Annotated in this window: 12 protein-coding genes and 2 pseudogenes; 4 read left to right on the top strand and 10 right to left on the bottom strand. The window is 42.8% G+C overall.

Annotated features, from left to right (window positions below):
- Positions 1-2 precede the first annotated feature (2 nt).
- The 3 genes from V5G28_RS28790 to V5G28_RS28780 all read right to left on the bottom strand — a co-directional run bounded on the left by V5G28_RS28790 (position 3) and on the right by V5G28_RS28780 (position 8,545).
- A complete protein-coding gene (locus V5G28_RS28790) occupies positions 3-3,110 on the bottom strand; it encodes a PAS domain S-box protein (protein WP_442994303.1) in 3,108 nt (1,035 codons plus the stop codon).
- Positions 3,111-4,206: 1,096 nt separating this feature from the next.
- Entirely contained in the window at positions 4,207-7,089 is a 2,883-nt protein-coding gene (locus V5G28_RS28785; protein ID WP_332994183.1) for a family 10 glycosylhydrolase, read from the bottom strand.
- 115 nt (positions 7,090-7,204) lie between these two features.
- Positions 7,205-8,545, bottom strand: coding sequence for a TIGR03279 family radical SAM protein (locus V5G28_RS28780; protein ID WP_332994180.1), 1,341 nt, complete (start codon positions 8,543-8,545; stop codon positions 7,205-7,207).
- A 374-nt stretch (positions 8,546-8,919) separates the two neighbouring features.
- Between V5G28_RS28780 and V5G28_RS28775 the strand changes: the two genes are divergently transcribed.
- Together V5G28_RS28775 and V5G28_RS28770 are read left to right on the top strand one after the other, a co-directional pair.
- Positions 8,920-9,921 (top strand): FecCD family ABC transporter permease, encoded by a 1,002-nt coding sequence (locus V5G28_RS28775; protein ID WP_332994177.1) that lies wholly within the window; start codon positions 8,920-8,922, stop codon positions 9,919-9,921.
- 317 nt (positions 9,922-10,238) lie between these two features.
- Positions 10,239-10,376 carry a hypothetical protein gene (locus V5G28_RS28770; RefSeq protein ID WP_332994175.1) on the top strand — a complete coding sequence of 46 codons (138 nt, stop codon included), beginning with the start codon at positions 10,239-10,241 and terminating at the stop codon, positions 10,374-10,376.
- Positions 10,377-10,415: 39 nt separating this feature from the next.
- Here V5G28_RS28770 and V5G28_RS28765 read toward each other — a convergent pair whose 3' ends face one another.
- The 5 genes from V5G28_RS28765 to V5G28_RS28745 all read right to left on the bottom strand — a co-directional run bounded on the left by V5G28_RS28765 (position 10,416) and on the right by V5G28_RS28745 (position 17,166).
- The gene (locus V5G28_RS28765) at positions 10,416-13,526 is read right to left on the bottom strand and encodes an SAV_2336 N-terminal domain-related protein (protein WP_332994173.1); all 3,111 of its coding nucleotides are present in this window, start codon (positions 13,524-13,526) and stop codon (positions 10,416-10,418) included.
- Positions 13,523-14,542, bottom strand: coding sequence for an AAA family ATPase (locus V5G28_RS28760; protein WP_332994170.1), 1,020 nt, complete (start codon positions 14,540-14,542; stop codon positions 13,523-13,525). The genes V5G28_RS28765 and V5G28_RS28760 overlap by 4 nt, the downstream gene beginning before the upstream one ends.
- The gene (locus tag V5G28_RS28755; protein WP_332994278.1) at positions 14,539-15,564 is read right to left on the bottom strand and encodes a VMAP-C domain-containing protein; all 1,026 of its coding nucleotides are present in this window, start codon (positions 15,562-15,564) and stop codon (positions 14,539-14,541) included. Before V5G28_RS28755 ends, V5G28_RS28760 begins: the two co-directional genes overlap by 4 nt.
- Entirely contained in the window at positions 15,565-15,954 is a 390-nt protein-coding gene (locus tag V5G28_RS28750) for an effector-associated domain EAD1-containing protein (protein WP_332994167.1), read from the bottom strand.
- A 120-nt stretch (positions 15,955-16,074) separates the two neighbouring features.
- A complete protein-coding gene (locus tag V5G28_RS28745) occupies positions 16,075-17,166 on the bottom strand; it encodes an effector-associated domain EAD1-containing protein (protein WP_332994165.1) in 1,092 nt (363 codons plus the stop codon).
- Between the two features lie 226 nt (positions 17,167-17,392).
- Here V5G28_RS28745 and V5G28_RS28740 point away from each other — a divergent pair, with 226 nt between their 5' ends.
- Positions 17,393-18,202, top strand: a complete 810-nt coding sequence (locus tag V5G28_RS28740; RefSeq protein ID WP_332994163.1) for an ABC transporter ATP-binding protein — start codon at positions 17,393-17,395, stop codon at positions 18,200-18,202.
- A 16-nt stretch (positions 18,203-18,218) separates the two neighbouring features.
- A complete protein-coding gene (locus V5G28_RS28735; RefSeq protein WP_332994276.1) occupies positions 18,219-19,118 on the top strand; it encodes an ABC transporter substrate-binding protein in 900 nt (299 codons plus the stop codon).
- Positions 19,119-19,275: 157 nt separating this feature from the next.
- On the opposite strand, the pseudogene V5G28_RS28730 reads toward V5G28_RS28735, so the two are convergent.
- Both V5G28_RS28730 and V5G28_RS28725 read right to left on the bottom strand, forming a co-directional pair.
- Positions 19,276-20,237 (bottom strand): annotated as a pseudogene (locus tag V5G28_RS28730) (undecaprenyl-diphosphate phosphatase).
- 171 nt (positions 20,238-20,408) lie between these two features.
- Positions 20,409-21,270, bottom strand: a pseudogene (locus V5G28_RS28725) (undecaprenyl-diphosphate phosphatase); the annotation flags it as partial.

Below are 21,270 nucleotides of genomic sequence, written 5' to 3'. Positions count from 1 at the left end.
CGTCACTTCACCGCGCCAAGATTCTCCTTTGTTAACAGTTGCAAAAATTCGTTCACACTCTGCCTGATTGGTATAAATAGCTGGTGGTCCCCAGAGTCGCGCAATTCCTCCAACGTATACCCAAATAACTCAACAAACGCTGGATTAAGGTAAATAACGTTACGTGTCATATCAGCCATACCTATAGCATTGCTGCTGCTTTCTATGGCTTTGCGAAAGCGCAGCAGAGACTCCTCGGCTAATTTGCGCTCAGTGATGTCTGTAGAGATGCCGCAAACAGCATAAGGGATGCCATTAGCATCTTGTAGAGGAAACTTGACAGAAAGGTAAGTGTGTAGCCCATTTTCGTGGGGGACGACTTCTTCAACTTCTATCGGTTTGCCTTCTGTAATGACCTTGCAGCTATTTGCCATGAGCTTATGAGCAATGTCGTGAGGCCAGAAATCATAGAAAGTTTTGCCTACAATCTGCTCTTTGCTAATTTTGAAATGCTTTTCATACTGGTGGTTGACTAACAGGAATTTATTTTGAGTGTCTAGTAAATGAATGAAAGCTGGGGAGTTATCCAAAATCGCCTGTAGTTGTTCCTGAGTCTCCCGCAATACTGCCTCTCTGAGCTTACGCACAGTAATATCTCGGCCAACGCCACGATAACCCCGAAATTTACCTTCACCATCAAATATGGGAACCCCACTGGTTTCGCAAATAACTAAATGCCCATCTTTATGAGTATTTGTGTTCTCCAGACATTTGAATGGTTGTTGTGCAGCAGCAATTGGGGCAAATATATTAGCAACACGCTCGGCTTCTTGCGGTGGCATCAAGTCAAACGGAGTTTTGCCCAACACGAATTGCGGCTGGTAACCCAACAGGTCGTATATTTTTGGACTCGCATAAGTGTAGACAGTGTTCTCATCTACTTCCCAAACCCAATCACTGCTCGTTTCAACTAAATTACGGAAACGCTCTTTGCTGCGTTTGAGCGCTTCTTGTGCTTGCCTGCGCTCGGTTATATCTTCACAAGTGCCAAGAACTCCTATCACATTCCGGGAAGCATCGTGAAGTGGAATTCTACTTACCTCTAGCCAAAGTTGTGTGCCATCCTTTTGGAGGTGGGGAATGATAACGCCATATTCTGGCGTATCGCTTTGCATCACCCGAAGGTCAGATTCACGGTAGAGATCTGCTTCCTCCTTTTGAGGGAGTAAATCATAGTCAGTCTTACCCACAATATCTTCTGGACTGTCAAGACCAGCTATTTCGGCAAAGATGCGATTGCAACCCAAAAATACAGAAGCTGTATCTTTCCAGAAAATACTTTGGGGGATGTTGTCCATGACGAGCTGCAACATTTCCTGTGATTGCCGCAGTTGCTCTTGGGCATAGAGGCGATCGCTCATTTCAGAAATGAGTTGCCGATTCATTTCGTTAACAGCCCTTGTTCGCTCCTCAACTCGCATTTCTAGCTCTGCGTTTGCCTGCTGAAGTTCTGCTTGTGCTTGCTGCAATGCTGCTTCTGCCTGCATACGTTCAGTAATATCTGTACAGCAGCCGATGTAACCGATAAAGCTGCCATCAGATGCAAACCTAGGAACGCCCATGTTGATCAGCCAACGATATTCTCCATCTGCATGCAAATAACGACAGACATACTGGAAACGCTGATGCTTTTTGAATGCGGATAGGTATATCTCAAAACAGCGCTGTTTATCTTCCGGATGAATTCCTTCTGCCCAACGTTCACCCAGTAACTCTTCTAAAGGTCGTCCTGTAAATTCCAGACAAGATTGGTTGACAAACGTACCCGAAGCATTATCATCATTCATCCAAATCAGAACCGGTGCTTCGTCTGCGAGTTTACGAAAGCGCTCTTCACTCTCGCGTAACGCTTCAGTCGCTCTTTTTTGCTCGGTAATGTCTTCGCTGATTCCAAAGATGCGGTATTCTCCCAGTTCATTTTTTACGGGAACGGCTCGCGTCCAAACCCAGCGCTCCTCGCCGTCAGGACGGACAATGCGATATTCTTGGCTGTAAACATGACCATGATCAAAGGTTCTGATCCCAGCTATAACGCGATCGCGGTCTTGTGGATGGATAGCCTCTATAAAATCTTTTGGATTTTCGTAAAGGCGATCGCGGCTACGTCCCCAAATTTCTTCGTAAGCTGGATTTACATATATAACTTTGTCCTGTTTGAGGTCTCGCACAAACAAAACTTGGCCAATATTTTCTGCTGTTTGTCTGAAGAGTTCTTCACTTGCTCGTAGCGCTTCTTCTGCTAGTTTGCGCTCAGTAATATCTCTTTGTGTGCAAACAAAATGAGTAACTTTGCCTTCGCAATATGCAATTGGGGCTATGTTAACCTCAACCCAGTATGTACAACAGCCGTTTTTGTCGTAATTAATAAATTCTGTTCTAATTGAGGAGCCATCTCTAAGCGCCGTGCAAATTCTATCTATCTCTGTGCGAAAAGTTTTTTCATCATATAAAGTCGGTAGCGTTTTGCCAATAATTTCACAAGTTGACCAACCGCTCATACGGGTAAACGCTTCGTTGACATACACTATACGCCAACCCAATGGATCATCCAGCCCCTGAGCTTCGATGATCACGACAGCGTCGTTGCCATTGACAACAGCAGCCTCCAGCAAGCGCCCTTGTGCCTCCGTTTGCGTTAATTCGCTTGTTTCCCCTGCTTCTTGTTCAAGAGCTTGACAGATACTTTCATAAGTGCATAATCCCACGAGTTGACTTTGCTCATCAACTAGTGGTATAAAATACAAACGATATTCGCGTAAAAATGACAGTATTGATATTACACTAGAAACCTCAGAGCATTTTAAAGTGAGTACTGAAGTCTCCATAACTTCAGATATTCTAGCTGTTTGTAGGTTTACGTTTGAGTACAAAAGTTGCAATGCATCATGCTCTGTGAACCACCCCACTACCTGCAAATTTTCAACTATCAACGCACAACCTGCTTGCGGTTGACGCTGACTCATCAAAGCAACTACATCTAACAATGGTGTATCAGGTGCAACACTTAGGGGAGAAAAGTCAATTGCAGAATCCAATGATGGTAGTGAGATAAATTGAGCAAAGGCGTGCATAAATGTTTGCAATAGCTTGTAGCACAAAAATGTTTTAGATCTATGAGGTAATGCCTTTAATTATTTTCTATTATTTTTACGTTTTTCCTCAGTAATTTCTTGCGTATAATTCCTTAGACTAATTGAATTTTATACTAAGATTTAGCCGATGCATATTAAAAGGAAGTCAAGACAAGTAGAGGGCAAGAAATTAAGCGGTTACGTACTTCAGGTGCATCTTTTAAGGTTAAGCAAAACTCTTCCATTCTTCTGTCCATCCTCCCCATAGCGCAACTCAATCGAATGAAGTACATATTTATCTGTGTGCCCTGAGTGTGCCATAAGTGGTTCATTATTTCTTTGGTGTACCTTACTCCGGGTTGCAAACCGTTATAGTACAAGTTCAAGGAACCTTTTTTGCAATTAGTCAAACAAGACAAGGGGGATAAGGAGGAATTTGCTTCTTTGTCTTCCCCCTCTTCCTTATCTGCCTTGTCTAACAAATTTAGAACTTATATCAAGTCCAGTTAAATACTTATCATTACCCTAAGAACCCCACCCCGGTAAAGCTACGCTTCACCTCCCCGGATCGCTTGCGGTGAGACCAGTGCTGCAGGAGGGTTTCCCGACAGCAGGCAAGTGGCGTTCGCCCTTGGCGTGCCGTGCCTCCTCCGGAGGACGCACGGTACAGGCGATAGCCGTGGCCGTACCCACTAGGCATACCCGAAGGGGGAGGGGCGGCGCGGGGTGGGGTACAGTTAACGTGGGAATCATAACTAATTAGCCGGACATGATATTAGGCATTGACAAAATTTTGATTATGTGAATATTACGATAGTAGACATAAATTACCTCAACTTTGTCAAGGTTTTGAACTTAGAGGACATCAGCCCTCCTTCGATTTCTTATATAGGTGTAAGTGAAATTAACTTATGCACTGTTCGGAAGATGTAACGTGGATTGTAGATAGTTGAAGCATTTTGCAACCGCAGTGCAATTGATCTGCAGGTACAGCCAATGCTTTGAGTAGAAATCGCGCAAATTATACATAATCCAATCTTTTTGTACAGTGCGTAAGTCCTAAAATTATTGCAAAATATCTAAGAATGAAAGCGCACTAGGGATGCAACTGTACCCGTTCTCCGTAACGCAATAACTTTTCTACCGTGGCGAGACGATTTTCCCAAACTTTGACTTGATATGGATTTTCCAGAGCTTGTAGACGCATCCACACTCTAAATTGAGACTGTAACCTTAAAAGCGACGCTCTTGCTGTTACCAACTTAGTTTGATTTGGGTTAGTAGCCAGCTGATTTAAAGCATTTTCTACAACTTCTGCTTGGGAGTTAAAAGTTGAAAGCGTTGTGGAAGGTATTCGCAGCTTGTTGTTTTGGAATGCCAATTTCCACTCATTTTGTAGGGCTGTGTAACGGACAGCAGCAGTTTGAAAAGGTTTGCGGTGTGGAATCGGTTCTTTTTGTGCGCCTTGAACGTTACCTTGAGTATTAGTAAAGACTTTATTCAGGTCATTGGTGAAATTCTCGGCAGCAAACAAAGCGTAACCAATAACAGGCAAATCTCTCAGTAGTTGAATTTGATCAAATGCTCCGACTGTCTGCAAAGAAAGCAGGCGAATTCCTGGTACCAACAGCGAAGAACCCAGTTGTGTAGAAGATGTTATCCAAGGTTGTGCCAGTCGCTCAAAGCGCGGGGTATCCTGAGCATAAGTCATAGGGACAATTAAATCGATATCGCCACGCCTTGCCCAAACCTCCCAGTGTTGCTGCAGTTTCTGAATGCGTTCTTGTTCTGGAAGGGGAAAGACAGCAGCCGATAAAATCAAATTAGGTCGCTTTTTTCGGAGTTGCTGTGACACTTGAGCAACAAAGTTATCAATTTGTAGGGTACGGAATTCTGTCCACTTTTGCCACAGTTGCCGTTCTCTTGGAGAAATCCTGACTGGATCTACACCAGCGATTTGCTGAAACTGCTCTCTAGCCGCCTTGCCATAACCATAAATCCGGTTAGCGGCTGGGTCTTGGAAGGGATAGCGAATGTAATCTAGTTGTAGACCATCCACGTCATAGCGGCTGACAATTTCCTCATACAAACTCAGCAAATACTGCCGCACCTGGGGATTCGCCGGGTCAAAAAATGGCTTGCTTTGTCCAGAAGGAACCATTTGACCGCGATTATCGTATCCTGCCCAATCAGGATTAGCAGCAAGCACTGGTCCTGGGTAATTAGGATCTATGTTGAGGAGTTCATTGTGTTTTCGATTGCCAGCAGCAAAAGCCCAAACCCAAGCGTGTAATTCTATACCCCGCTCGTGAGCCAACTTGACTCCAGATGCCAATGGATCCCAACCGCGAACTAAAGGGTTTTGCTGTGGCGCAATTTTGCTTGGATAAATCGTGTAGCCAGCATTTACCGTTTCAAAAAATACTGTGTTAATTCCGGCTTGCGCTATGCGATCAAAAATCAGAGCGAGTCCCTGCTCGTTTTTCGCACGGATAATAGTTCCCCGATCCAGCCATATTGCCCTGATTTCTGGTTGCGCTAACCTGCGATTCAAAGGAAATTGGTTCCACAAATTTGCTTTTGCTACCAACCATTGCTGACGAGCCTGAGCGTAGTTTTTCTGTGCAATCAATTGGGGCAAGTTTTTCGCAACTTCGCGAGCAGCATCTAAAGCTTGCTCTACGTTCACAACTGCTCCTCCAGGTCTTGTTGAGGCAACTTGCGCTTGTTGCGTCTTTGCTAATTGGGCGTTGTCGCCATTTTCAGAAAGAGTTAGTGCCGCTAAATTAGCACTCTCGACTCTACCAATAAGTTTTTCTAGCTCGTACTGCAGGGTGAGCGTTTCAGTTTGGCTAATTGGTGCTTGCGAGTTAGGGACAACATCGAAACGCACTGTTGTTTCAAGTTGATCAATAGCCTCATCTGATTTTGGGGGTGTGACACTAGGAACAGGTCTGGGTAGAGGAGCTGTGGCAATCTTGGGAGATGGGGGAGATGAGGGGGATGAGGAGGATGAGGAAGATGAGGGAGATGAGGAAGATGAGGGGGATGAGGGAGTGCGGGAACTAGGGGTAGATGGGGAAGTGGAGGAAGTCTTTTCTCCCCCTGCTGACCTGCTGACCTGCTGACCTGCTGACCTGCTGACCTGCTGACCTGCTCTTGCTTGTTCCCTCGTCGGAGTTGCTGGCGCTTTCGCCACCACAGTGGTGGAGCAGGTTTGAGAACCTCCTGCTACTTTAGTTGGGGTAGTTGTGGGCTTTTTTACATATCGGTTGATAGTCGTCTGTAACCAAGCAGTATCTAACTGAGCGCTTGAAGCCGCATCTACACCCCAGCGCCAGCCAAAAAAGGTGGAACGCTCATTAGCTACCACTGCTGCTGGATTATCTTTGGAACCCCAAACAGCAGCAGGCTGAGTTGTGAAGTTATCAGGAATCACGACGCCACCGCGTACCTCACCAAAGAGTCCGTTTTGATTTGCCCATTCTAGGAATTTTGCTTTTGGTGATGGTTGCAGCTTTTGTGGACTATCAAGGCTGAATCCCCAATAGCCGCCTAGAAGAGTTCGCAGTAGCTGTCGCACTCCCGGCGCTGACAAACTCCCTACAGGACCGCTGGCAATTATGCGCCCTCCCTTGCTCATCCACTCTTCCAGGGCAATGGCTTGTGCGGGCGATAATAACTCGACGTTTGGCAAAAATAAAACCGCGCGATCGCCCCAATCTGCTGCATCCTTCACACTCGCTAGAGAAATCACGCAATACTTCACCCCACCCGCCTGCAAGCGGTTTGTGATTCCCGTCCACTGATTTGCATTTTCTTCGCTATGGACTATGCTTAATATCGGTTCTGAAGTTGCCGCGCTGGCTGGCAAAATGTTTAATAGATTAAATATTAAAAAATTAAAATTTAGAATTAATATTCCTGCTTTTTTAATTTTCAATTTTATCTTTTTACTTCGTCTTTTCTGATTTATCACTCTTTATCCTCACCTTTAAAAATTCAAAATTCAAAATTCAAAGTATGCCTACGGCACGCTGCGCGAACAAAAATAAACAACTTAATGATGAATTTTGAAAGAAAATTATAAAAGATTAACTCTTGTCGCCGTTCAGTGGGTTGATGCACTTTTGAATGAATTCTTCTACTCCCGCTACTGGAAATATTTTTGTATCGAGCTTACAAGCCACATCCTCAACACTTATATCATCTAAAAATACCAATTCAGCATGTTTTAGCATGACACTTGGCAGCAAAATTCCATCTCCCAAATCTTGCCCCTGTAATTTCAAAAGCAAATCATGACCAGTCAGCAAGCCAGTAACGGTAATATTTTGTCCCCAGTAATCGCTTGACAAAGCGCACATTTTAACCTCTAAACCCTCAACAGAATTCAATTGCTTCAAAATAGGTTGAAACGCTTGTTCTACTGCATTACCAACTATCCAAGTCAATTTTCTCGGCTGAACTTTTGGCGGTAGTAACTTGTTTGCTGTTTCGGCAAACTGCTTGAGAAACAAACGAATCGAACCGACACCGTTATCTATTTGAGGATAATCTTTGTATTCTGCTTCAGTTGGTAATTCCTCTCCAGCAATCAAAAACCACTCATCAGCCAGCCAAACACAGCTTCGTTGTTTCTTTTGAAATTCCTGCTGTAGCGATCGCACCTGGGAAATGACTTCCCGTGCTTTTTCTCTGGTGACAGGTGTGAGTTCATCTTCTTGGGGACGAAACCGCGTTAAACCCACCGGTACCACTGCCACAGAGGCAACAGCAGGCACTTCTCCAGTATGAAAAGACGCTAAATCTCTTAACGTCTGTTCCAGATGAACGCCATCATTGATACCAGGACAAACCACGACTTGTGCGTGAATTTGCAGCCTTCTTTTTTTGAACCACTTGATTTGCTGCAAAATTTGTCCTGCACGGGGATTTTTCAGCAGTCTAATTCTAACATCGGGTTCCGTCGCATGGACAGACACGTACAAAGGAGACAGCCGCATATTTTCAATTCGCTGCCATTCTCGTTCTGTTAAATTTGTGAGAGTTAAGTAGGAGCCATACAAAAAGCTCAGGCGATAATCATCATCCTTTAGGTATAAGCTTGAGCGCTTACCTGGTGGTTGCTGATCAATAAAGCAAAACGGGCAACGGTTATTACACTGAATCAAACCATCAAATAGAGCTGTTTCAAACTCTAGCCCTAAGTCGTCGTCATAGTCTTTTTCAATTTCAATATGATGAGTTTTGCCAGCAGTGTCTAAAACTTCTAGTTCTAGTACCTCATCCGCACACAAAAACTGATAATCTATCAAATCGCGAGGCTGTGTACCGTTGATGCTGACAATTGCATCTCCCACTTCAAATCCAATTTCTGCGGCGATGGACTCTGGTAGGACTTTTGTAATTCGGGCAGGATGAATGGTAGTCATAAGTTGTGAGTTATAATATACGGGCTATTATTTATTAGTTAATATGCGATAATTAATCGTCTGGGAAGTTGTAGAGTCAAACGAGTGATACTCTACAAGCTTATAATTTCTCGCTACTGATTTTAACTTACCTGGAATCAAAGTAATATTTATAATTTATCCAAGAGTCGATAATAGACTTTAATTGATTTAATAAAGAATAAAAATCAGTGTATTAACTTTATTTTGCATAAAATAGACCTCTTGCGGAATATAAGTTCTATCTGTGTCCATCTGTGGTTAGTTATTCTTTGTTTTCGACTTTTGCAAGAAGTCTAATGAAATCTCTCTATGATTATCAACGTTTAAAGTCGTAACAGCAGCGTAGAGTTCGAGTGCCAAAAATAATCTCAAGCAACCGTGTACTGGTGGTAACTTTATTACTGAGTATCGCACTACTTTTTATGATAGGGATTTCCTTGTCATTTGGAGCGGTAGCGATGACTCCAGCCCAATTGTGGCAAGCAATCCTGCGTAAAGGAGACACACTCACTCAAACGATTATCTGGGATTTACGACTACCGCGCACCCTAGCCGCAATGCTAGTCGGTGCAGCCTTAGGAATGTCTGGCGCACTGCTTCAGGGAATGCTACGAAACGGACTGGCAGATCCGTTCTTACTCGGTATTTCTGCTGGTGCAGGTTTGGTAGTTGTGCCAATAATTACGCTTGGAGTATTGCAGAGTTGGGTACCTTTGGCTGCTTGGATTGGCAGCTTACTAACAACTGTTTTCGTTTATTTTCTGGCTCGCAGTGGTGATGGTATTTCCATTGAACGGTTAATTTTGGGTGGAGTCGCAGTGAGTTCATTATTTGGGGCGATTCAATCGGTATTGTTGCTGCTGGCAGACGATGGACGGGTGCAAGCGGCGTTAAATTGGTTAATTGGTAGTTTAAATGGAAGAGGATGGAATCTGGTAGCGATCGCCGGACCTTATATTTGTTTATCCTTACTGCTGGGGTGTCTGTTGGGGCGTAGTGTTAATTTGCTCAATTTGGGCGATGACTTGGCAGTTGGGTTAGGGGTTTCTTTAGTGCGATCGCGCATTTTTATCGGCGCGATCGCCACACTATTAACCGCAGGTGCTGTGAGTGTCGCGGGATTGATTGGCTTTGTCGGCTTAATCGTTCCCCACGCTATCCGCTTGTTTGTTGGCACAGATTATCGGGTTGTTTTGCCATTGAGTGCGGTTGGCGGTGCTTTCGTCCTCACAGGCGCTGATTTGCTCTCTCGCTTAGGCGCTGTGGAGTTACCAGTTGGTGCTGTCACGGCACTTTTTGGATCGCCTTTGTTTATCTGGTTGCTGTATCAACGCAAAGGAAATTTTAACAATTGATGTTTTTGGGAGACTGAAATCTTGCAAGAGTTGCAACAGTGAAGAGGCGAAGCCTCCAAACCCTCGTTACCAGGTTCAACCTGGTAACGAGATATTAGAGCCTCTGGCTCTTGTTGAGAATGGTGAGTCCAGAGAAAGCAGGCGGGCTTCGCGGCTCGACTGAGCTTCGCCGAACGTCCGTGAGGCTTCGACGGTGAGATCAGCGGCTCGTGTGAGATCGCCGAACACCGAACCGCGCTCAACGGCTCGAGTGAGCGGCTCGATGCAGCCCACGCCGAACTCCTCGCCGAACTCCGAACGGTTTCCCAACAGAGGGTATGAAAACGAGCGGTGTCATTTTAAGTGACCAAATCAAATCTCTAGATTGGAGAGCCAGAAAAATTCTGTTTGTAGAGAAAGCTGAACAAGACTTAATTGAAGAAGTGCAAGCAAAAATCGAAGCACTCATTCTTTGATAGTTCCACGTATAGGTAATAGGGCAATAGTGTCAAAGGTTATTGAAGAGCGATCGCCGCAACGCTACACACTACCCGAAAACCGTCGTTGTCGCTGACATCGTCCGGGAGATCCGTGACACGGTAAGCACAACGGCAGTTCTCAGGAGCGTCGCCCCACGAACCACCGCGCAGCAGCCGATTTTGACCCCTAATATTTTTCCATCGGTTAGTGAGTCTTGAACCTATACCCGTATTCTGCTCTTGATTATTATCATTAGTCCACGCAGTTCCATCTGTTGGCGCTCCTTGGTAATTTTCATGCCAAGCGTCTCCACACCATTCCCATACGTTACCGTGCATATCATATAAACCAAAGGCGTTAGGGGGAAAAGTTCCTACTGGTGTTGTTTGTTCTCGGTATTGTCCTTGTGGAGCATCATCAAAAGTTCCCCTGACATCATCAAAAGTTCCCCTGACATCATCAAAGGTTACTCTGGCATCATAATTGGCTAACTCATATGTAATTGTCTCGCCAAAATGAAACGGTGTTATCGTTCCAGCACGACAAGCATATTCCCACTCTGCTTCACTGGGTAGTCGATATTCCCGTCCTGTTTTTCTAGAAAGTCTGGCACAGAATTCGACGGCATCATACCAGGAGACTTGCTCTACAGGAAGATTATCACCTTTAAAATAAGATGGTTCTGGATTAAGGTCACGGTTAACTCTAGGTAACGCAGCAACTGCTCGCCATTGTGCTTGGGTAATAAGGTATTTGCCCATAAAAAAGGGTTGAACAGTGACTTCATGCTGAGGTTTTTCACTTTTACATCCTTCCCCTTCTGGCGAACCCATCATAAATTTGCCACCAGGGATAGCAACCATTTCTAAGGTGATACTATTTCCTAAGTCTTCGGTGAAGTATTGAGCTTGTTTAGTTTTTCGTTTAATGATGTCTCCGGTGCTGTGAACTGTGACCACTTCAAATTCAAATGATTTTGTAGTAACAGCCAATTCTATGCCCAATCTCTTCAACTCATGAACTCGCCTCCACTCCTCCGGTGTGACCTTGAATATGGAACCGCGATTAAGGCGAATTACTGCTAAATTATTCAGTATAAAATCTTGCTTTAATTCTTTCCGCAATAGTGGTTTCTCTAGTAGTTTGCTTGTTAAGCGGATGCGAACTTGATCTTGATTACGTTTAGTATCAAGAAGACTTGTATCAATCCAGTAATCAATTTCAGGAAGTTCCTCTAATTTCTTGACAGGTTCAATAACTTCTCCGAACGCATAAATCCCAGATTCTTTTCCAGAGACCCAAATGAGAACCCCATCTCCCACAGCAATATCTTTTTTATAGCGATTGATTGACCAGAATATCTCCTCTAAATCCCGAATAGCATCAAGCATTCTATAAGATTTGGGATTTCCTTGGAATAGCCAATAATTCTTTAAAGACGTTGGTTTTGCTTTATACTGCGGGTCTAATTCCTCGGCAAAACGCGCATACTCCCTTCCCAATTGTCGTAAAACTTGAGCCTTGAACTGTGCAAAGGGACGAATCTTTGTTTCTAGAGAATCTTTCCCCTGAGATGCAGCTACAAGCAAACGCGCTTCAAATTCCCGTACTGATAAACCTAGTCGTTTAGCGACAAACTCAGATACGTTATCAATGACTGAAATTGTTTTACTAACTGGTACAGACTCTAGCAGTAATTCTCTTACCCCTTCAACAAACTCATACTCAATATAATCAGCGTCTGTATCTTGGCGAATAGATGTTAGAGGTTTGAGCAATCCACTCATAAACACCTCCGCCACATGAATTTGTGATGATTGCGAGAGCAGGGTTTGCTGAATCAGTTGCACGACTGGTAAACTAACGGGTGCAGCTGCGATTAATCCAGCTAACCGACGAGCAAGGGGAGAAGCTGTGGCGCGAAATCGACTAACTAACGCTTGTGGAGTCAGGTTGAGTTCTTTGTGTTCTGTTAATCGTTGAGTGTCCCTGTGTTCAACCACATTTACAGAGGAAAATTTAAACCCTGCTGTTTTTACATTCCCTAAACCCGCTATAACCCGTGACCATAATAGTAAAGGTTCAGGCTCTAGAGTGATAATGGGAACAGGGATAGAATTTTGAATTTTGTTTGCGTCTTCTTGATCAGCGTTCTCAATTTCATCAGTTGTATCTTCATCCCAAGTTTCTACAATCAACTGAGAATTGAAAACTCCAGGGTTAAGGGAACGCAGTAGAACAGGTATTTCTGAAGCTAAACCTGTTCGTTCCCAAAGCCGTTCGGGGAGTAATTGCAGAATAGTTATTAAACCCTTACGTCCCCACAGCTCTAATACTGGATGAATAAACTTCCTTCGCCAAGCGGGAGAAATACAATCACTCACCAGTAAAATTAAACGCTGTCCCTTGGAGTCAATCAATACTTCCCGACTATAGGGAGTTGAACTATAAGCACCTGTACTATTTTGAGGGAATAATTGTGCTTTTGTTTCAGTAACCTTTAATTCCCAAGTTCGCACATCCCGGAACGCACCGTGATGTTTTAACAGCCGTTGGAGTTCGGTGATAGTCTGTTTCCAGACAGCGGTGGAACTGCTTTGTTCAACAACTAACGCTAACTCTAACCATCTTTCTGGCGCAGGTTTTAGAACTGGTACCCAAATTTTTTCTTGTGCAATGCGGCAAACGGTTGCTTCTTCATCCAGTATATTTTCTGTAGGAGATGGAATTTTCCGCATTAAAGGACGAAGTGCGCGTCCTAAAGCTAGGGAATTTCTTAGTGCTACAGCCGCAGGTACTTTGATAGGAATTGCTTCCCGATTTTCTGGAGACTTTGCGGAACTTTGCACAGAAGAGGGAAGATAGACTTCAGCACGAGGTTCTGTGACTTGAGGTTCTGACTCTGGAATTTCTTGAGTTTGGGTTTGGGGTTGGTTAGTTCTGGGTGGCTGTGATTTTGATACAGTTAATTGTTGGGTTAAGCGAAGCTCTGCCGTAGGCAATCGCTGTTGTAATTGCTGCTGTAATTGCTGCTGTAATTGCTCAGACTCCTCTATATGAACCGCCAACCAAATAATTTCTGCTAACTCGCGGGCGGTTAGGTCAAAGCCTGCTTGTTGTAGAATGGCGATCGCCCGCTCAATCATATCCCCTCTGTACTACTCAAGTATTGCAGCAAGCGTTCGATGAACTTTTCTTTATTCTGTTCTTTTTCTCCATCATCCACAGAATCAAGCATCGGAGAATCAGGCAAATGAGCCGTACGGGTTAACATATAAATGGCATTGAGTAATTGGTCTGTTGCCAAGTCTCCCTTATCCCGTCGGTTGACAAATTTCTGAATAATTTTGTCTGCTTGTCCAATAATATCTCCTAAATGCGCTTTGACAATCGCTTCTAACTCCTCACGAGTCGGTTCTCGTAAATCTAATCTCAAGCAGCGCCGCAAGAAAGCGGGTGGAAATTCTCTTTCGCCGTTACTTGTGAGGACAACAAACGGAAACGCCTGACACTGCACCTTTCCTCTTACGATGGTTGTCGTTTGGTTATCGTAAGTTTGTACAACAATTTCAGAAATTTTATCCGCTATCCTTGCTAGTTCGGGAATCTCATATTCCCCTTCTTCAAAGATATTTAATAAATCATTGGGTAAATCAATATCGCTTTTATCCATTTCGTCAATTAATAACACCTTGGGATTTTTTGAAGGAAGTAACGCTGTTCCCAAGGAACCCAATTGAATATACTTGCCAATCTCAGCTAAATTTTTCTTATTATCTTTGTCACTATTATTCTTATCACTATCTTTATTATCCTGACTCATTTGAGCATCTTGTAACCTACCAATGGCATCATAACGATAAAGTCCTTGCTGTAAAGTCGAGCGAGTCGTAATGTTCCAACGCAACACCTCTCCCAGTTGTAATTCTTTAGCCACCGCATAAGCTAAAGAAGTTTTCCCTGTCCCCGGTTTTCCTGTCACCAATAAAGGACGACGCAAATATAAAGCTGCATTGACTAGCTCTATTTCCTCACCCCTCGCCTGATAAGCGATACCTCGTTCTTCTTTGTCAAATCTGCGCCAGTTAGGAGGCTCAGGAAGGCGTTCAATTCCATTGTGGGGTTTTTCAGGAGTTCCTTGAAAGATTTTCCAAGATGTCATGATGGTGTTGTATATTCAATCTGAGGTGGCAATATATGAGGATTTTCCCATAGTAAGGAGAGGTGATGTCCGATGCGCTGCTCATAATCGTAAGGAAAATCATCTGAACGCTTGCGTTTGACTCGCTCTGGTAATTCTGTTATTGAACATATCAGGAGTTCGTCAAGTTCAACTTGATGATGTGAGTTTTGTAATTCCTGTCTTAACCATAATGCAACTGGAATGGCAGTTTGATTCATCACTTTAAAAAAATTATTAGACGGTGGTTTCAACAGTTTTAAAGCAATAGCAGTCTCTTGATTTAATATAGAAAACAGTTCTTTCCAAGAATGACAGTCACCAGAGGTACAACACTTAGAGCAAGCGTTTTCAGTTAGCTCCTTTAAAGTCTTCCACTTCTGCACCCAAACATTTCTATGAGGATATTCCTTCCTCAAACGACGACTAGAACGAAGAATAACTTTGTATAAACTACCGATAGAAATTGGTAGTTCTTCCTCTTGCTGAATTATCCAAGTATCAATAGGTTCGTTTAACAGTTCATACGGTAAAAAAACCTCAATTGTTGGTTGGCTAGAGAAGTCAGTTAGGTATGGAGTTATTTTGTCAAGATAGTCTTCTAGTAAAGAAGGAATTTGTTCTAGAGTAAATGTTTCTTGCTCCTGTTCTTCGATTTCTAAAAATTTATAACCTTCTCCTGTCAGATGATTGAATTTCTCATTTGCTCCATCAGGGATAAACCAAGCCGAAACAAAATAACGCTTTTTTTGTTGTTTACTTGAGTCTAGGTAAATAATCAGGTGATTTGGTATATTTTCTTGTTCTTTGCTTGTTTTTTTCTCATCTTTCCGAAGAAGCAACTCAGAAAAATTCTCAAAACTCTGTTCGCCCCATTCCTTTAATTTATTAAATTCCTCAGGATGTAGCTTATTTTCTACATCTACTAAGAAACGAGCCACAAACTGCTCAGTACGGCTGTAAAGATTACTCCCTTGAGGCATATCCTCAAGATTATCTAAAATTTATTCCAGATCATGAGCAGTATCAGTATTTTGATTGATATGCCAATCCTTAGGACAACAGGCAAGATAAGACTGCTTCATTTTTTCAAGATATTTTTCCTCCAAAGGAGCAAGTTTTTTAAAAGCATCAATTGTAATAGATAATTTCTGCAAGCAGTAATTACCAGAATTTCCCTTACGCGCACCATTAATTAATTCTTGGATACTACCTCGAATCTCAAAATTGGTTATTAATCTAGAGAGAACAATATCATAATCTGAATCTTGAGGAACTTCTGACTCATCTATATCAATTTCTTCACGTAGCATTATAATCAATCTGTCTCGCCTAGGGTAAGCAGATTTTAGTGCCTTTCTTATTTTTTTTATCTCATATCCAGACAAGCACATGAGTGACTACTCCATACCTACCAAAATGAAAATTCACAGTTGTTAACTCCATTCAAGTATCTACACCCTGGTTTTATTTGCTTCCGGAAATTCAACTTTCCTATTCTCGATATAAAATATTTACCATAGTGGTTGACCACTTCGTAAATCAGCCAATAAACCTTGCTTCTCTAAACGTGAACAAATAGCACTCAAGGGAGTTCCCGCGTTGTAAGTTGGATTTCTCCTGTCGGGATCACCGCTATGATGCAGCGCTACTAAATTCCAGTTAATGTCAAAACATGGAGAACCAGAGGAACCAGGCTGAGTATTGGTTTTATATTTAACAGTTGTGCCATTTTCGTTGATGCCAATAATAGCATCTGTGTCAAACGCCAATTTTAATGGCTCGGCTTTTGGATGTTGCACTATTAATAATGGAGTCTCAGGCAAAAATTCATAAGGTTGGGTAGGTAACGAAATCCATCCTCGCTGTGGAGCATTTGGATCAGAGTTTTTCGCGATCGCTTCTTCTCCAGGAACTCCATCTACTCGGAGCAAGGCATAATCTAGTTCGTCAGGTGTTGGCAAAGTATTTTTGGTGTAAGGACTTTTATCAATCAGCCAGTCAGACTCTACTAAGCGATACTCTGTACCTTTATTGATAATCTTGCCATCCGCTAGTTGTTTATAGTCAAAACGCAGAATAACATTGCTGGCATTTGCTTGTCCTGAATCCACAGATTCGATGACATGGTAATTGGTAATAACGACATTTGGTGCAATCAGAAAACCTGTTCCAAATTCTTTCGTATTATTGTTGTTGGTAATTTCTATGCGGCAGACTTGCGCCTCAATTGTGCCTAACTTTTCTCGCCATGTATTCACGTCTAGAAAACTATTCGTTTTCTTAATAATTTTCTCTAATGCGCCTCTTGCTGATAGCTGTGGTGGCATAGGAGTCGCAAGATTAAACTCTTGGGCAAAGACAAATAATGCTGGGTTTCCAGGATTTGACTCACGAGCACCTGCAATCAGTTTATCAACCCATCCCTCAGCTTCTGCTGCTTGAATTAATCTAAAAACAATTGCTTGTAAGTCATTGCCCATTGCTATTGCATTGAGGTTTTTTTCAAACTGGAATCTTACTACTTCAGCAAGTCTTTGCTGCTCTGGAAATGCGTCAAGTAGAGCTTGTGTGAATTGTTTGTATTGCTGACCATTTAGTTTCATCGGTTCTTCTACGCAAGTGCGGTTCTAGTTTGGATGTATGCAGTACAATTTTAGAACTCCATTCTTATACCATTTCACGTTAATCGCGATACATTGAAATTCTGTAGAGACGCTTCAAACAGCGCGTCTCTACACTACCGATTTGTATCATCCTTTTCGTAAAATGGTATTAACCCTTTTTCCAACAATTGTGTATTTTGACTCCTTTTATGTTTAACTTTCTTCAATGCCGTTAGAAACACACAATCTCACCGGTGGATACGCAGGTAAACCGATTGTTCAAGAAATCCAAATCGCACTGCAAGCGGGAGAATGGCTGAGTCTAGTAGGTGCGAATGGTTCAGGAAAATCCACCCTCCTAAAACTCATGAGTCGCCTGCTGAAACCGCAAACAGGCGCTGTGCTACTCGATGGTAAAGCCATTCACACCCAAAAAGCTGCTGTTGTCGCCCAAAAACTGGCATTATTACCACAACAGCAAACGATACCTGCGGGGTTGACGGTGCGACAGTTGGTGTCTTTAGGGCGCACACCTCATCAACCTTGGTGGCAATGGGAATTAAACCCCGAGGATAGAGATAAAGTAGAGAGAGCCTTACAGTTAACGCGGATGCAATCTTTGTGCGATCGCCCTGTAGAACAATTATCCGGTGGTGAGCGACAAAGAGCTTTTTTGGCGTTGGCTTTAGCGCAAGATCCGCAAGTTTTGCTGTTGGATGAACCGACGACTTATTTAGATATTCGCTACCAGTTACAGTTACTAGAACTGCTCAAACAACTCAACGAGGAACAAGGCTTGTCAATTATCACAGTTTTGCATGATGTGAATTTGGCAGCAAGATATAGCTCTCGCATTGCACTGCTATACCAAGGTAAAATTTGGGCAGTAGGAGAACCAAGGCTAGTTTTGACACCTCTTAATTTGGCTGATGTTTTAGGCGTAGAAGTTGCTGTGTTGGAAACGCCAGTTGGTTTGCAAATTTGCTCCTTGGCTGCTATTGGTGATGAGTACCAAGCTGCATCTAGCAATGAATAAAAATTATGGGGTAATTATGCAACGTCGTTTCATACTATTTGGCTTAATACTCTGGTTGACTTTGGGTATTTTTGCTTGCACAAATACAACAACTGAACAAGCAAAAAATACAGATGCAACTACTATCTCTACATCGCAGGAATCCCAACAGCCAGCCGAAAGAGTTGTCAGCCTCACATCTCTTTCGGCTGATATTATTTATCAATTGGATAGTACAAAATTAGTAGGTATATCTGGTAGCAATTTATTCAAAAATGACTCACGATTTAAAGATATTCCCCGTGTCAGTGAGGGACAAGCAACACCAAATTTAGAGAAAATAGTAGCACTGAAACCAGATTTAGTGATTGGCGCTGAAGGTTTTTCTAATTTAACTACCGACAAACTCAAAGAACTGGGTATTACAACTTTACTCACTAAAGTTGACAGTTGGGAAGGATTACAAGAGTTAACCAAAAGCCTGGCAAAAATTGTTGATGCAGACTCAACTCCATTATTAAACCGCTATCAAACTTTTTTGCCAGATAAGCTAACTCAGAATCCTTCTACATTGGTGCTAGTTAGCCGTCAACCAATTTTGTCACCAAGCAAAAAAAGTTGGGCGGGAAATTTGCTAGAGAAATTTCAAGCAAAAAATCTCACAGCTGATTTACAAGGTAAAATTTCAGTACCTGGTTATGTGACGCTTTCTGCTGAAAAAGTTCTGGAAGCAAATCCAGATGTATTAATTGTTGTGAGTCCCCAGGCTGGACTTTTGAAATCTTTTAAGTCAGAATCTTTTTGGAATCAACTCAAAGCTACGAAAAATAATCGAGTTTACGAATTTGACTATTACGGGCTTGTCAATCCTGGTAGTGTAGATGCGATTGAAAAAGCTTGTCAGCAATTAAAAGTAGCATTATCAGGGCAGAAGTAAACAGTTAATATAGCGGGCTCAATTGAGTGCAATACATCAGGAGATAAGAACCACAGATGGACACAGATGGACACAGATAAATGATCTGCGTCCATCTACTTCGGCGTCCATCTGCGGTTTTAAAGAGCCAAAAATCAGATTTTTGTAAGAAATCTCATCAAATATTTTTCAATAATCCTGCTCCAATTGCCCCTAGGATAAGTACGCCAAACACCAATCGATACCAGATAAATACCCAAGTGCTTCGGTTTTTCAAAAAGCGCAACAAACCAGCGATCGCCATGTAAGAAAATATCGCAGATGAAACGACGCCAACGACCAGGGAAACTATCGCTGCATTCTCTAAGCCTTGTCCTAAAACATCTTTTAACTCAACTAACCCAGCTAAGGTAATAGCAGGGATACCTAGCAAAAAGGAAAATCTAGCTGCTGTTGCCCTTTCTAAACCAATAAATAATCCTGCTGTTAAGGTAGAACCGGAGCGCGAAACACCAGGAATTAATGCCATAGCTTGAGCTAATCCCATGAATATACCATCTGACATATTCAATTGGCTAAACTCTCGCTTTCGTGTGCCCAGTTTTTCTGCAACTCCCAATAACAGTGACATAAAAATTGAGGCACCTGCGATCGCTGCCATACTCCGCAAAGGTGAATTATCAAAATCGGGAATGAACTTTTTTATTAGAAGTCCAAAAAAGACAATTGGCAACGTTCCGATGAGAATTCCCAAGGTGATACGAAAGTCCTTGTCTTGGTAATCAGAACGCGCGATCGCTTTTGTTGTACCTTGAGCAAGTTGTGTCAAATCGCTCCAGAAATACCACACTACAGCAGCAATACTCCCAAGCTGAATCACAGCGGTAAAAGTTACCCCGGATCGCCCCATCCAAGCAGCACGGGCACAACCTTTAAGTGTGCTGTGCTACTGATAGGTAGAAATTCCGTAGCTCCTTGCACAAAGCCTAAAACCAAAGCTTGGAAAATATTCATTTGTTGCACCCCATCTGCCCCTACGTTGGGCTGGGTGGCAAGAACTTTTATCGGTACTGCGACAACCGAGATCATCGCGGATGCAGCACTTAAAAGCAAAAACAATTGACGTTTTGATAGAGCCATTCCTTTACCTATGCTCACTGTCTCTACAACCAAATACACAAACACCCCACACACAAACCCGGAGGCAAAATAGCTTTTTCAGGAGTGCTACGTGGTTAAACTCACGCATCGAGCCATGAGTCCACAGGCAGTAGTCTAAAGTTGTAACTGTAAAAAATATAATAATAGCTTCTAAGTATTTTTCAATAGCCCAGTCGCGATTGCAACGAGAATTGTAGCCCCAAAAGCCAAACGATACCAAACAAATATCCAATTGTTACGGGTTTGAAGATATCGCAGCAACCAAGCAATCGATATATAAGAAAATACAAACGTAGAAAGTACCCAACACTCACCACCACCAAGTCAATTTTGCCCAATGCCTCTTTCAAAAACTGATATATTGTTGCAATAGCTAAGGCTGGAATCCCTAACAAAAAGGAAAATCTTGCGGCTGTTTGTCTCTGGAGCCCTAAAAATAAAGCAGTCGTAAAAGTGGAACCAGAACGGGATACACCAGGTGCTAGCGAGAGCATTTGCCCCAACCCTATCAAAAGTCCATCTTGCATTTTTAGTGCTAAAAAATCTCGCTCGCGACTACCAAATTTTTCTGCTGCTCCTAGTAAAATTGCCAAAACAATTGAATCGATGGCAATGGTACTCATGCTGTTGATCAAAGAGTTTTCATCAGTTTACAGCACATCCTTCAGCAGAAAGCCTGCCACCAAAATTGGTAATGTGCCTATTGCTATACCAACGAGCAATTGCCATTCATTTCGCTGCCAGTCTTTTTGCTGAAAAGCTTTCCAGCCTCCAGTCAAGATTTGACTGATATCTTTGCGGAAATACATTAAGACGGCAATGACACTGCCAAATTGAATCGTCGCCACAAATGCCTTTTGCCCCAAGAGTTCCCATCCAAATGCTTTGGTAAATACCTCCAAATGTGCAGTACTGCTGATAGGCAGAAATTCTGTTATGCCTTGGATAAGCCCCAAGATAAATGCTTGAATGAGTTGCTGCATGAGGTTGGCTTCACCACCAGCTGTGGCGT

The sequence above is a fragment of the Scytonema sp. PRP1 genome (assembly GCF_036697665.2).
Lineage (GTDB): Bacteria > Cyanobacteriota > Cyanobacteriia > Cyanobacteriales > Nostocaceae > Kalymmatonema > Kalymmatonema gypsitolerans.
This window is presented reverse-complemented; position numbering and strand designations above follow the sequence as displayed.